This is a genomic window from Billgrantia hypersalina (genome assembly GCF_052584175.1).
In genome coordinates this window covers 114,632-128,219 of sequence record NZ_JBMIQI010000020.1, presented here as the reverse complement: position 1 = coordinate 128,219, position 13,588 = coordinate 114,632, and the positions used below count along the sequence as shown (strand labels likewise).

At 65.5% G+C, this 13,588-nt stretch carries 13 protein-coding genes; 10 read left to right on the top strand and 3 right to left on the bottom strand.

What is annotated here, in order from left to right; all coding sequences use genetic code 11:
• Positions 1-7: 7 nt before the first annotated feature.
• The gene (locus tag ACOJCM_RS19360; RefSeq protein WP_445213723.1) at positions 8-901 is read right to left on the bottom strand and encodes a DMT family transporter; all 894 of its coding nucleotides are present in this window, start codon (positions 899-901) and stop codon (positions 8-10) included.
• A gap of 22 nt (positions 902-923) precedes the next feature.
• Positions 924-1,796, bottom strand: coding sequence for an urea carboxylase-associated family protein (locus ACOJCM_RS19355; RefSeq protein ID WP_445213722.1), 873 nt, complete (start codon positions 1,794-1,796; stop codon positions 924-926).
• Positions 1,797-1,915: 119 nt separating this feature from the next.
• Here ACOJCM_RS19355 and ACOJCM_RS19350 point away from each other — a divergent pair, with 119 nt between their 5' ends.
• Together ACOJCM_RS19350 and ACOJCM_RS19345 are read left to right on the top strand one after the other, a co-directional pair.
• Complete coding sequence (locus ACOJCM_RS19350) at positions 1,916-2,668, top strand: aspartate racemase/maleate isomerase family protein (protein WP_445213721.1); 753 nt, start codon at positions 1,916-1,918, stop codon at positions 2,666-2,668.
• Positions 2,669-2,805: 137 nt separating this feature from the next.
• The gene (locus tag ACOJCM_RS19345) at positions 2,806-3,144 is read left to right on the top strand and encodes a hypothetical protein (protein ID WP_445213720.1); all 339 of its coding nucleotides are present in this window, start codon (positions 2,806-2,808) and stop codon (positions 3,142-3,144) included.
• A 79-nt stretch (positions 3,145-3,223) separates the two neighbouring features.
• Here ACOJCM_RS19345 and serA read toward each other — a convergent pair whose 3' ends face one another.
• Complete coding sequence (serA, locus tag ACOJCM_RS19340) at positions 3,224-4,474, bottom strand: phosphoglycerate dehydrogenase (RefSeq protein WP_445213719.1); 1,251 nt, start codon at positions 4,472-4,474, stop codon at positions 3,224-3,226.
• Between the two features lie 198 nt (positions 4,475-4,672).
• Between serA and ACOJCM_RS19335 the strand changes: the two genes are divergently transcribed.
• From ACOJCM_RS19335 to tssG, 8 genes are all read left to right on the top strand, one after another.
• Positions 4,673-4,969, top strand: a complete 297-nt coding sequence (locus tag ACOJCM_RS19335) for an exodeoxyribonuclease VII small subunit (protein WP_445213718.1) — start codon at positions 4,673-4,675, stop codon at positions 4,967-4,969.
• Positions 4,959-5,843 carry a (2E,6E)-farnesyl diphosphate synthase gene (gene ispA, locus ACOJCM_RS19330; RefSeq protein ID WP_445213717.1) on the top strand — a complete coding sequence of 295 codons (885 nt, stop codon included), beginning with the start codon at positions 4,959-4,961 and terminating at the stop codon, positions 5,841-5,843. The genes ACOJCM_RS19335 and ispA overlap by 11 nt, the downstream gene beginning before the upstream one ends.
• Positions 5,844-5,879: 36 nt before the next feature.
• On the top strand, positions 5,880-7,802 hold the full coding sequence (dxs, locus tag ACOJCM_RS19325) for a 1-deoxy-D-xylulose-5-phosphate synthase (protein WP_445213716.1): 1,923 nt from the start codon (positions 5,880-5,882) through the stop codon (positions 7,800-7,802).
• A 480-nt stretch (positions 7,803-8,282) separates the two neighbouring features.
• Positions 8,283-8,792, top strand: a complete 510-nt coding sequence (gene tssB / locus ACOJCM_RS19320; protein WP_445213715.1) for a type VI secretion system contractile sheath small subunit — start codon at positions 8,283-8,285, stop codon at positions 8,790-8,792.
• A 79-nt stretch (positions 8,793-8,871) separates the two neighbouring features.
• The gene (gene tssC / locus ACOJCM_RS19315; protein WP_445213714.1) at positions 8,872-10,353 is read left to right on the top strand and encodes a type VI secretion system contractile sheath large subunit; all 1,482 of its coding nucleotides are present in this window, start codon (positions 8,872-8,874) and stop codon (positions 10,351-10,353) included.
• Between the two features lie 15 nt (positions 10,354-10,368).
• Positions 10,369-10,800: a type VI secretion system baseplate subunit TssE gene (gene tssE, locus ACOJCM_RS19310; protein WP_445213713.1), complete on the top strand. Its 432-nt coding sequence runs from the start codon at positions 10,369-10,371 to the stop codon at positions 10,798-10,800.
• A 41-nt stretch (positions 10,801-10,841) separates the two neighbouring features.
• On the top strand, positions 10,842-12,605 hold the full coding sequence (gene tssF / locus ACOJCM_RS19305; RefSeq protein ID WP_445213712.1) for a type VI secretion system baseplate subunit TssF: 1,764 nt from the start codon (positions 10,842-10,844) through the stop codon (positions 12,603-12,605).
• Positions 12,569-13,588, top strand: coding sequence for a type VI secretion system baseplate subunit TssG (gene tssG / locus ACOJCM_RS19300; protein WP_445213711.1), 1,020 nt, complete (start codon positions 12,569-12,571; stop codon positions 13,586-13,588). Before tssF ends, tssG begins: the two co-directional genes overlap by 37 nt.

Here is a 13,588-nt window from a genome sequence, read left to right as displayed (position 1 = left end):
GTCTTGCCTACAGCTGGCTGCGCTCGGCCTTGAGCCGCGCCAATCTATCGCCGAACAGGTAAGCGCCGAGCGCAATCAGAATCAGCACGGCGCCCATCAGCATCGAGGAGGTCGGCTGCTCCTGGTTGAGCGTCATCCCCAGGCCCAAGGCCAACACTGGCGTGATCAGCGTGACCAGCGCCACGGTGGCGGCGGTCAGACGCGAAAGAATCAGGAAATAGCAGAGAAAGCCGAGCAGCGAACCGAACAGCGCCAGGTAGATGACCGACCACATCCCGCGAGGGCTCAGCGGTACCGCCAAGGGCTCACCGCTGGTCAGCCACAGGAGGAAGAAGCACGGCAGGCTCAGTCCCAGCGCGCCCAGGGTCTGCTCCAGCGGGCCGAGGCCGGCCGCCACCCGCTGCACGGTGATGCCGCTGGCGCTGAACAGGGTCACGGCGAGCAGCATCATCAGCAGTGCCGGTAGCTGGTCGCTGCCCAGCACCAGGCTGTCGGCGAATACCACGGCCAGGCCCGCCACGCCCAGCGAACAGCCGAACCAGTGCCAGCGGCGCAGCTTCACGGCGCCGGGCAGCAACTGCAGGATCAGCCCCGAGACCAGCGGTGCCATGCCAAATATCACCGACATCATGCCCGAAGGTAGTGTCATCGAGGCGTGATAGCTCAGTGCCATGGCACCGAATACGCCGGGCACCGCCGCGGCATAGCTTTTCATAGCGCGCAGGTCGAGGCGCAGGCCACGACGCATCAGCCCGAGTACCACCAGGCCGGCCACGAACGCGATCAACATGCGCAGCATGACGCTGCCCACCGGTGCGCCCGCCTCGGCGCTCCACTTGATGGCCAGCGGCGTGGTGGCCCAGACCAGCACCACGATCAGGTAGGCGGCGGCGGTCGGCATATGCCCATCCTTGCTAGGGGAATCAACAGCAGCGCTGTCGCTTGATCTCGGACCAATCGGTCGACGGCCCCTGGCGACCGTGGCGGCCGCGATAGGGAGCGGGCTGGGGAGGCTGCCAGCCTGCCAGACGCGCTTCATCCACGGCATACACCTCAACCCCGAGCGGATGGCAGGTCGACAGCGGGTCCTGGGCCTCGGGACCCCACAGGTCGACGGAGAGGTCACCGCCGGGGCAGCAGGAGAGCGCACACAACAGGTCGATCTCGGCAAAGAATTCCAGGTAGTCGCCCTGACGCGCCGGGCAGGCCTTCATGAAGTACTGGTCGTCGTCGTTCAGCCCGGTGCACTGGAAGATATTCAGCACGTCATGCACGTCGAATTCGGTCAGCCCCCAGGGCTCCACGGCACGCACCAGGTTAGAGTGACAATGGAAGTCGAAATCCTCGCCGGTCAACAGGCGATTCACGTAAGGATCGCAGCGGGTGCCCAGCAGGTCATGCACGCGCCCGCCCTCGGCGTCCACCCCGTAGTCGGCCAGGGTATCGTCGATGATGGTCGCCATGGGGCGCAGATAGGGCAGCGTCGACCACAGCCTGTCGTAGGTGCTGACATGAGCCCGCTGCAGCTGGCGCGTGCGTGAGGCCCACATGCGCTCGCGCGGGTTATGCAGGCTCCACAGGTTGAAATCGCCGACCTGGGGGCCTTCAATGATCTTGACCCGAAAGACATGGCCCGCCGGGACGCGCCAGGCCAGCCCGTCGCGCAGCGGTACGGTATGCTGGGCGACGAGCTGGCGTTGTGAATGCGCTTCGGTCAGGCTGTCGTAGAAGGCCTTGTCGACATCCAGGATCGAGCCGCGAGTGGCCTGATAGGCGGCGGGTACGTTGCCGGACATGGAAACACTCCCTTTCGCTTGTCATGGGGGGCCGTGCTCGAACCCGAACGTTTTCGCCGACCTGTCCCGGATTCTAGCTTTCTGCTGCGATAACCGATATGACCGACCGAGAGGTATCGATGCTTGACGCACCCTGTCTGGGACTCCTGCTGCCCGAGGACGGACCGCCCGATTACGAGTGGTATGAACTGAACGAGCGCCCCGGCCTCGGTGAAGGCTTGCCCGTCATCGAGGTGGGCAAGGTCGTCAGTGACGGCCACCATGAACATACCGCCCTGATGTCGCTCGGCGCCACCGACCGCCTGGCCGCGGTGGGTGAGACCCTGGTCAAGGTGCAGGGCGCCCAGGCCCTCGTCTGGGCCTGCACCAGCGGCAGCTTCATCGGCGGGTTGGAGTGGTCCTTCGCCCAGTCGCGAGAACTCTCGCAATGGCTCGGCGTACCCGCCACCAGCACCGCCCTGGCGTTTCGCGATGCCCTGGCCGCCCTCGGCCAGCGTCGGGTCGATCTGCTCAGCCCCTACCCGCCGGAGGTCACCGAAGCGCTGGTGCAGTTCCTGCACGACAGCGACGTGGCGGTGGAAAACGTTCGGGTGCTGGATTGCCCCTACGCGGCGGATTCCCACCGGCTCGACATCGTCGCGGCGGTACGCGACTTTGTCGCCGAGCATGGACAAGCACGCCATCCCCTGTTGGTGCCCGACACGGCGATCAATACCCTTGAGCGGGTCGAGGCGATGAATCGAGAGGCCGGCCGGGTGGTACTGACAGCCAACCAGGTGAGCCTGTGGGCGGGGCTGCGTATGCTGCAGTGGCCCGGCGGCCCGGCTCGCTACCTTCAGGCGCTGGCCGATGTGTCGCTGCCCCAGGCCTGAGGCACGGGCATGACGCCTGAGACAGGCAGTACCGAACGGGCTGCACTGTAACGAAGCCATAACCTGCGATAAGACAGAGCCTCGAGGAGTTCTGATATGTTCCGAACGGGGCGGGAATATTTGTCACTGGAGGATGAATGAGCGACGAACTGAGCGAGTTCGAACAAAGCGTAAAACGCGAGATCGATGCCTTCATGAAGCCCGGCCACGAGCCGTCGCCGTCACGTGAGCTGCCGAGCGCCAAGCCAGCCAGGCAGAAAGGCACCAAGCCGGCAGTCGGGGAATCCGCCGAATCCTACAAGACCGGCCACCTGGTCCGGCTCGCCGTGCGAACCCGTAAACTTGAGACCGATACCGTCTTCGAACATCGCTCCACCAGCATCTCCAAGCTGGAGGCTCAGCTCGAAGCCGAGAAGGCCGCCAAGCAGGCCGGCTACCCGATCATCGGCTACCTGATCGAGATACGCAGCCTTTAAGCCTGCATCGTGGAGCAAGAAAAAAGCCGCCACGCCGGGTAAGCGTGACGGCCAGCCTCAGGCCGCAGCGGGCCGCGAATCACCCCTCGAAATTAGTCTCGGAGTAGAGTACCCGCACACGCAGGGTGTGCTCGACCTTGCGCAGCGCCTCGAGGGCCTGCTCGCCGTAGGCCTTGTCCACGTCGATGACCACGTAGCCGACCTTCTCGTTGGTCTGCAGGTACTGGCCGGAGATGTTGATGCCGCTTTCGGAGAGCACCCGGTTGATCTCGGAGAGCACGCCCGGCACGTTGTCGTGAATGTGCAGAACGCGATGCTTGTCCGGGTGCGCCGGCAGCGCCACCTCGGGGAAGTTGACCGCCGTGACGGTGGTGCCGTTGTCGGAGTAGGTAATCAGCTTCTCGGAGACCTCGATACCGATGTTTTCCTGGGCCTCGAGGGTGGAGCCGCCGACGTGCGGCGTGAGAATCACGTTGGGAATGCCGCGCAGCGGGCTGACGAACTCCTCATTGTTGCCCTTGGGCTCCACCGGGAAGACGTCGATGGCGGCGCCGTAGAGCCGGCCGGCCTCGAGCGCCTCGGCGAGATCCTCGATCACCACCACGCTGCCGCGGGAGGCGTTGATCAGAATGCCGCTGGGCTTCATCAGTGCCAGCTGATCCTTGCCGATCATCCACTTGGTGGACGGCAGCTCGGGCACGTGCAGGCTGACCACATCGGCCCGGGCCAGCAGCTCCTCGAGGCTCGCCACCTGGCTGGCGTTGCCCATGCCGAGCTTGGTCACCACGTCGTAGAAGATGACGTTGAAGCCGAGCGACTCGGCGAGCACCGAGAGCTGGGCGCCGATGTTGCCGTAGCCGACGATGCCGAGCGTCTTGCCGCGGGCCTCGTGGGAGTTCTTGGCGCTCTTGAGCCAGCCGCCCTGGTGGGCGCGGGCGTTCTTCTCGGGGATGCCGCGAAGCAGCATGATCGCCTCGGCCAGCACCAGCTCGGCCACCGAGCGAGTGTTGGAGTAGGGCGCGTTGAAGACCGGAATGCCGCGAGCGAGGGCCGCATTGAGATCGACCTGGTTGGTGCCGATGCAGAAGCAGCCTACGGCGTTGAGCTTCTCGGCCGCAGCGAACACCCGCTCGTTGAGCTGGGTACGCGAGCGAATGCCGAGGAAGTGCACGTCGCGGATCTTCTCGATCAACGACTCCTCATCGAGCGAGGTGGGCAGGTGCTCGATGTTGGTGTAACCGGCATTCAGGAAATTGTCCACCGCGCTCTGGTGGACGCCCTCGAGCAGCAGGATCTTGATCTTGCTCTTGTCCAGGGACGTTTTGGCCATGGTCGAATCAACCCCTTCTTGGTGCGCCGCGTGCTGAAAACAGGGGGCTCATGTTAACACAGGCGATACGAACGAAGATGAAATTGCTGCGTCGCGAAGATGAGCGCGCTGCACGTTGCACGGCGCAGGCAGACGACCCCCGGGGCAGTGCGTGTATACTGTGCCTCCTGGAAACCGCGGTGATGAGCGAGAGGTGTCATGGCCGAGCGTGACAAGCAAGCGGCGGGCGAGACGGCGGCAAGCGGGGATGCCGAGGTCGATTTCGCGGCGACCGTCGAAAGACTGGAACAGCTGGTTCAGCGGCTGGAATCCGGCGAGCTGTCGCTGGAGGGCTCGCTCGCCGCGTTCGAGCAGGGCGTGCGTCTGACCCGCGACGCCCAGCGCCGCCTGGACGAGGCCGAGCTGCGCGTGCGTACCTTGATCGAGCGTCCCGATGGCAATACCGACTTCGCCCCCTTCGACGCTCCGGCGGGGGAGGACGAGAGTGAGCGTTGACGCTCTCGCGGGGCGACTGGCTGCCGACCGGGCGCGTATCGACACTTGCCTGGCGCAGCTGTTCGAGACACGCCGACCCGCCGCGCCACGGCTGGAGGAGGCCATGCGCTACGGCCTGCTGGTGGGGGGCAAGCGGTTGCGCCCGCTGCTGGTCTATCTGGCCGGACGTGCGCTCGGCGCCTCCGACGCGGCGCTCGATGCGCCCGCCGCCGCCGTCGAGCTGATCCATGCCTACTCCCTGGTTCACGACGACCTGCCGGCCATGGACGACGACGACCTGCGCCGCGGCCAGCCCACGGTCCACCGCGCCTTCGACGAGGCCTCGGCGATACTCGCCGGCGACGCGCTGCAGACGCTGGCCTTCGACGTACTGGCCCGTGCCGCCCATCCGCGCCTGCCGGCCATGATCCTCACCCTGGCCACGGCCGCCGGCCGCGATGGCATGGTCGGCGGCCAGGCACTGGACCTGGCGGCCGTTGGCGGCCACCCTGACGTCGAGGCCCTGGCCACCATGCACGCCCACAAGACCGGCGCCCTGATCCGCGCGGCGGTGCGCCTGGGGGCGCTGACCGCCGTGGATGAGGATGATCCATGCGTCGCCGCGCTGGACCGTTACGCCGAGGCGCTCGGCCTGGCCTTCCAGATTCACGACGACGTTCTCGACGTCACCGGCGACACCCAGACCCTGGGCAAGGCATCGGGGGCCGACGCAGCGCGGGAAAAGCCCACCTATCCGGCCCTGCTAGGGCTGGAAGGCGCCCGCCGCAAGGCCGGCGAGCTGACCGAAGAGGCGCTGGCGGCGCTGGCCCCGCTGGGAGAGGCGGGCGAGCCGCTCGCAGCGCTGGCCCGCTACATGATCGAGCGCGACCACTAGCCACATGGCATGACAGCCAGGACGACCGAATCGCACATGAAGCTCTACGACGTAATCCCAGTCGAGCGCCCGGTGACACCGCTGCTCGATTCGCTGGATACCCCGGCGGCACTGCGGGCCATGACCGGTGCCCAACTGCTGCAGGTGGCCGACGAGCTGCGTGCCTATCTGCTCTACAGCGTCGGGCGCAGCGGTGGCCACTTCGGCGCCGGCCTGGGCGTGGTGGAACTCACCGTGGCGCTGCACCACGCGCTGGAGACGCCCCACGACCGGCTGGTGTGGGATGTCGGCCACCAGGCCTACCCCCACAAGATCCTCACAGGCCGTCGCGAGGCGATGCCCAGCATTCGCCAGTACGGCGGGCTGGCCGCCTTCCCGCGGCGCGCCGAATCGCCCTATGACACCTTCGGCGTCGGCCATTCCAGTACCTCCATCTCGGCGGCGCTGGGCATGGCGCTGGCCAGCGCCTCCCGCGGCGACAGGCGCCGGGTGTGCGCGGTGATCGGCGACGGCGCGCTGACCGCGGGCATGGCCTTCGAGGCGCTGGCCCACGCCGGCCACCTGGACGCCAACCTGCTGGTCGTGCTCAACGACAACGAGATGTCGATCTCCGAGAACGTCGGCGGTATCGCCAGCTACCTGGCGGGCATACTGGCCAGCAAGCCCTATCTCACCTTCCGCGAGGAGGGCAAGCGCGTGCTCTCCCGCCTGCCGGGCGCGCTGGAACTGGCACGGCGCACCGAGGAACACATGAAGGGCATGGTCAGCCCGGCCACGCTGTTCGAGGAGATGGGCTTCAACTACATCGGCCCGCTCGACGGCCATGACCTGCCCAACCTGATCCAGAGCCTGCGCAACATCCGCGACCTGGACGGCCCGCAGTTCCTGCACGTGAAGACACGCAAGGGGCGGGGCTTCCTGCCCGCCGAGGCCGACCCCATCGGCTACCACGCCATCACCAAGCTGGAAAAGAGCGAGCCGGAGAAGAACGGCGTCGCGCCGACCAGCAAGCCCACCGCACCGACCAAGAAGAAATTGAAGTACTGCAACGTCTTCGGCGAGTGGCTGTGCGACATGGCCGCCGTCGACGAGCGGCTGATCGGCATCACCCCGGCGATGCGCGAAGGTTCCGATCTGATCCGCTTCTCCAAGCAGTACCCCGAGCGCTATTTCGACGTGGCCATCGCCGAGCAGCACGCGGTGACGCTGGCCGCCGGCATGGCCTGCGAGGCGATGAAGCCGGTGGTGGCAATCTACTCCACCTTCCTGCAACGCGGCTACGACCAGCTGATCCACGACGTGGCGGTGCAGGGGCTCGACGTCACCTTCGCCATCGACCGCGCCGGCCTGGTGGGCGAGGACGGCCCCACCCACCACGGCAGCATGGACCTCACCTACCTGCGCTGCGTGCCGGGCATGGTGATTCTGGCCCCCGCCGACGAGGCCGAGTGCCGCGCCATGCTCAGCGCCGCCTACCACTATCCCGGCCCCGCCGCGGTGCGCTACCCGCGCGGCACCGGGCCGGGGGCCGAGATCCCCGCGCACCTGGAGCCGCTGGAACTCGGCAAGGCCGAGCTTCGCCGCCAGAGCGGCGCCGAGGCGGGCAAACGCATTGCCCTGCTTGCCTTCGGCAGCCTCAACGGCCCCGCGGCCGAGGTGGCAGAAGCACTCGACGCCACCCACCTCAACATGCGCTCGGTCAAGCCGCTCGACCGCGAGGCGATTCTTGCCGCCGCCACCGGTCACGACCTGTTGGTCACGCTCGAAGAGAACGTGGTGGCCGGCGGAGCCGGCAGCGGCGTGGGGGAACTGCTCGCCGCCGAAGGCGTGCAGGCCGCCATCCTCCACTTGGGCCTGCCTGACGCCTTCGTCGAGCACGGCAAGCCCGCCGAGCTGCTGACCGAATGCGGCCTGGACGCCGCCGGCATCGAGGCGGCGATAAGGGCGCGATTAGGCTGATCCCTTCACATGGCCGGGCATCCTGTCCGGCCCTGCTTTTCCCACATCCTAAATGTTCCTATCGATGTCGACCCACGGTATGAGATTCCGCTGAGGTATTTTGCGCATCGGCTTGCCTTATATTGCTTATATTGCTGTAGCTAATTTCCTACGTGGAATGTAGTCCATCCGCTTTTTTCCGTGTCGGTCGCAGCTTTCATGGAAGCGCGATCCGCGCCGCTTCGGGGGTGGCGGCGGAATCGTGTAAGCAAAGATGGCAGCGAGTAGCAGGTTCGTAACCGTCTCGCTGACCGGTTGCGCCGTTTGGCACAACTTTGGCGCCTGTTTACTCTCTCGCCTCACGAGTCGGGGCGACAATGCTTCTCACTTGACTGTCTCTCTCATCAGCCTGCATGAGTCGGGTCGATGCCTATTGGGCATCGGGCATTGCCAACGCAAGTGTGATTTCAAACAAGGGCGGTCCACAGGGAGCTTTTTCCAATGGCGAAGGAAGGAACCGTTGCGCCGAAAGAGCGCATCAACATCAAGTACGTACCTGCTACCGGTGACCAGCAGGCGGAAACCGAGCTGCCGCTCAAGTTGCTGGTGGTGGGTGATTTCAAGGGGGGCGCCGAAGCCACACCGATCGAGGCGCGGGAAAAACTCTCGGTGGACAAGAACAACTTCAAGTCGGTAATGCGCGAGGCCGGTCTCGGCCTGACGGCCAGCGTGCCCAACCGCCTTGACGAGAGCGAGGGCGCCGGCGACCTGGCGGTCAATCTCGAATTCAAGTCGCTCGATGACTTCACCCCGGACAGCGTGGCTCGCCAGGTGCCTGAGCTGCGCAAATTGGTCGAGCTGCGCGAAGCGTTGGTGGCGCTCAAAGGACCGCTCGGCAACGTGCCGGCATTCCGTGACCGGCTGCAGAAGCTGATGGAGAGCGACGAAGCTCGCGCGCAGTTATTGGCCGAGCTCGAGCTGCTGGAGCCCCGGGACGAATCCCGGGATTGATCCATCGACAACGCAGCGTGGGCGCATCAAACGGTAGCGCGCTGAACGCCGGTCAGGCAAAGGATACGAGGCACGTACAATGAGCGAAATGGCACAGACACAGGGGCAGGCCGCCGAGGCCCAGGCCGAGGGCTCCCTTCTCGATCAGGTGATGGCGCAGACCCGACTGGCGCCTTCCGAGGACGGTTACGACATCGCCAAGCAGGGCGTGGCCGCCTTCATTGCCGAGCTGTTGCGGAGCGACGATGCGGCACCGCAGGTCAACAAGGCGGTGGTGGATCGCATGATCGTCGAGCTCGACCGCAAGATTGGCGGTCAGGTCGACGAGATCCTGCACAACCGCGGCTTCCAGCAGATCGAATCGGCCTGGCGCGGCCTCAAGCTGCTGGTTGACCGTACCGACTTCCGCCAGAACATCAAGCTCGACCTGCTGCATGCCACCAAGGAAGAGCTGCTGGAAGACTTCGAGTTCGCGCCAGAGCTGAGTCAGAGCGGGCTCTATCAGCACGTCTACGCGGCCGAGTACGGTCAGTTCGGCGGTGAGCCGGTTGGCGCCATCATCGGCAACTACGACTTCTCGCCTGCGACCCCCGACGTCAAGCTGCTGCAGTTCACTGCCGCAGTGGGCGCCATGGCCCATGCGCCGTTTCTTTCCTCGGTGGCGCCGAGCTTCTTCGGCATCGACAGCTTTCAGGAGCTGCCCAATATCAAGGACTTCAAGGCGATTTTCGAAGGGCCCAAGTACGCCCGCTGGCGGAGTTTGCGCGAGTCCGAGGATGCCCGCTACCTGGGCTTGACGGCACCGCGCTTCCTGCTGCGCATGCCCTACGACCCGGTGGAGAATCCGGTCAAGACCTTCCACTACCGCGAGACGGTCAGCGAAAGCCACGAGCACTATCTATGGGGCAACACCGCCTATCTGCTCGCCGAGCGCCTCACCGACAGCTTCGCCAAGTACCGCTGGTGCCCCAACATCATCGGCCCGCAGAGCGGCGGTGCGGTGGAAAACCTGCCGGTTCACACCTACGAGGCGCTGGGCCAACTGCAGGCCAAGATCCCCACCGAGGTGTTGGTCACCGACCGCCGTGAGTTCGAGATGGCCGAAGAGGGCTTCATCTCTCTGACCATGCGCAAGGGCAGCGACAACGCCGCCTTCTTCTCGGCCAACTCGGTGCAGAAGCCCAAGGTCTTTCCCAACACCCCGGAAGGTAAGGCCGCCGAGACCAACTACAAGCTTGGCACCCAGCTGCCCTACATGTTCATCATCAATCGCCTGGCCCACTACATCAAAGTGCTGCAGCGCGAGCAGATCGGCTCCTGGAAGGAGCGTCAGGACCTCGAGCGCGAGCTCAACGTGTGGATTCGCCAGTACGTCGCCGACCAGGAGAACCCGCCGGCCGAGGTGCGTAGCCGCCGTCCGCTGCGAGCCGCCTCGATCCAGGTTTCCGACGTCGAGGGCGATCCGGGCTGGTACCAGGTCTCCATGGCCGTGCGTCCGCACTTCAAGTACATGGGTGCCAACTTCGAGCTGTCGCTGGTGGGTCGTCTGGACAAGGAGTAAGGGGAGGGCGCGGCCATGACGATTCACCGTGGTGGCGTGCTCGGCAACCGGCTGTTCGAACGGTTGGCGACTCCCGAGGGCGCCGAAGGTGGTGGTGCCGAGGTGAGCCTTGCCGAGATCGTCGAGTCCATCAAGCGCCATCTTGTCGACCTGCTCAACAGCCACCCGGGGCACAGCGAATGCGCCCCGGCGCTGGGACTTCTCGACTTCAACGACGCGACCATCGGTGTGCTCGACCTAGAGCGCAATATTCAGCGCGCCATACGCCAGTGCATTGAGCGGTTCGAGCCGCGGGTGCGGCAGGTGGAAGTGGAGTCGCTGCCGCGTGGCAGCGACCCCTTGCAACTGCGTTTCCAGGTGCACGCCACGGTGGATCTCGGTCGCGACCAGGGCCAGGCCACCATTGATCTTTTGCTCAACGACAAGCGTTACCAGTGCCTGAACTGAGTACCCAAGCCGATTAGCCCCAGCCAGGAAGCGAGGCGCGCATGCTCAATCGTTATTACCGGGACGAGCTCGATTACCTGAAGCTGCAGGGACGGGAGTTCGCCGAGGCCAATCCCGGCCTCAGCCGCTTCCTCTCCGAGCGCAGCACGGACCCGGACGTCGAGCGGCTGCTGGAAGGCTTCGCTTTTCTCACAGGACGCATGCGAGAGAAGGTCGAGGACGAGTTCCCCGAGCTGACGCATTCGCTGATCTCCATGCTGTGGCCCAACTATCTGCGCCCGGTGCCGAGCATGACGATCATGCAGTTCACGCCCAACAAGGGGGCCTTGAGCGGTCGACAGGAAGTGACCGCCGGCACCACGCTGGCGGCTCGGCCCATCGACGGCACCGCCTGTCGCTTTCGTATCTGCCATGAGGTGGCGCTCTATCCGCTGATCCATGCCGGCGTGGAGGCGCGCCATTCGCGCGAGTCATCCATCGTCGAACTCACGCTCGATGTAGACGGCGACCAGTCGCTTGATGCGCTGGGCATCGACGACCTGCGCCTGCATCTGGGCGGGGGTGGCTATACCGCTCGCACGCTCTATTTGTGGCTGGGCCACTATCTGTCGCGCCTGGAGCTGGAGATCGACGGTGCGGTGGTGCCGCTGCCCCGCGACATGCTCTCGCCGGTGGGTTTCGAGCGCGAGCATGCGCTGCTGCCCTATCCGCGCAACGTGCACCAGGGCTATCGCATCCTGCAGGAGTACCTCTGCTTTCCCGAGGCCTTCCACTTCGTCGATCTGGTGGGGCTGGGTCGGCTGCTGCCGCCGCGTCAGGCCTCGGGCATCGTGTTGCGCTTCGTCTTCTCGCGCACGCTGCCGGCGGACGCCAAGGTGCGCGACGAGCATCTGGCACTGTTTTGTGCCCCAGCGATCAACCTATTCAGCCACGACGCCGACCCCATCGATCTCAACGGCGAGCGCAGCGAGTACCGCATTCGCCCCAGCAGCCGTGCAGCCGAGCACTATGAGGTATTCAGCGTCGATGCGGTGCAGGGCTGGCTCGAGAGCGACAGCGGCAAGATGCGCGGCGAGCCGCGTCAGTACGTGCCGTTCGAGAGCTTTCAGCATCAGATCGAGCGTGACCGCGGCCGTGAGGCACGCTATTTCCGGGTGCGGGTGCGCGATAGCCTGCGTGGCGACGGTTTCGATCACGATATCGCCTTCGTGCGCGGCGACGAGCAGGCCTGCGTCGGCATGCGCGAGACCATCTCGCTGCGCCTGACCTGCAGCAACCGCACCCTGCCCGAGCGATTGGCGGTGGGCGACATCATCGCTTCCACCGACACCAGCCCGGCGTTCGCCGCCTTTCGCAACATCACCCGGCCCACCCCGGCGCTGCGTCCTACCCTGGATGGCAGCCTATTGTGGACCCTGATCTCCAACCTTTCGCTCAACTATCTGTCGCTGCTCGAGCGCGATGCGCTGTGCTCGGTGCTGCGTGCTTACGATTTCCGCGCCCTAGTCGACCGCCAGGCGGAGCGGGTGTCGCAGAAGCGTCTGGCCGGGGTGCTGAACATCGAGACCCGCTCCATCGACCGGCTCAAGCGTGGTCTGTCGGTACGCGGGCTGCGCTCGGTCATTACCCTGGACCAGGAAGCCTTCGGCGACGAGGGCAGCCTCTATCTGTTCGGCAGCGTGCTGGCACGATTCTTCTCGCTCTACGCCAGCATCAATTCGTTCCATGAACTCCACGTCGTCAATCGTCACAACCAGGAACGTTACGCATGGACCTTGCAGTCGGGCCAACAACCCCTGATCTAGCGCCGCTGGCCCTGATCGAGGGGGCCCGGCGCTACGATTTCTACCAGCTCGTCGAGCTGCTGCATCGTCATCATGATGACGATCTCGAGCGCGTGGTCGACGTGCATCCCGGCCGCGAGCGAGTGCGCTTCAGCGCCTCGGCGTCACTGGGCTTTCCCGGCAGCGACGTGGTGGCACTGGAGCCTCGCTCCAGTGGTGAATACGCCCTTGAGGTCAGCTTTTTCGGCCTGCAGGGATCCCAGTCACCGTTGCCCGGTTACTACCTAGAGTCGCTGGCCCACGAGGCGGCTCACCACGAAGGCGTGGCTCGAGACTTCCTCGACTTCTTCAACCACCGCCTGCTGACCCTGGTGCATCGCAGCTGGCGCAAGTATCGCCACTACGTGCGCTACCAGGATGGTGCCAGCGATCGGTTCTCCGCCGCGGTATTCGCTCTGGTGGGGCTGGCCGACGAGGAGCTGCGCGGCGAAACGCCGATCAACTGGGGCAAGATGCTGGCCTATGCCGGGCTGCTGGCGGGGCGCTCGCGCTCGCCCGAGGTTGTCGAGAGCGTGGTTGGCCACTGCTTCGACCTCGACGACGTGAGCGTCGAACAGTGGGTGCACCGCTGGGTCGAGATTCCCGAAGATCAGCGCAGCCGCACCGGCCTCGGCGGCATGACCCTGGGCGAGGACATGATCGCCGGCGAACGTGTGGCCGACGTGGGCGGTAAGTTCGCCCTCTGCCTGCAGGGGCTCAGCCTGTCACGCTTTCGCGATTTCCTGCCCGATGGCCGCGAGCATGCCCCGCTCAAGACGTTGGTTAGCTTCGTGCTGCGTGAGCCGCTGGCCTACGACCTCGAACTCGAGCTGCTGGAGAGCGCGGTACAGCCCATGCGTCTCGGTGACCACGGCTGCTGTCAGCTCGGCTGGACCACTTTCGTCAATCCCCGAGCCGGAGCCGCTTCCGAGCGGCGCCGGGTGCGCATTCAGATGACAGGGTAA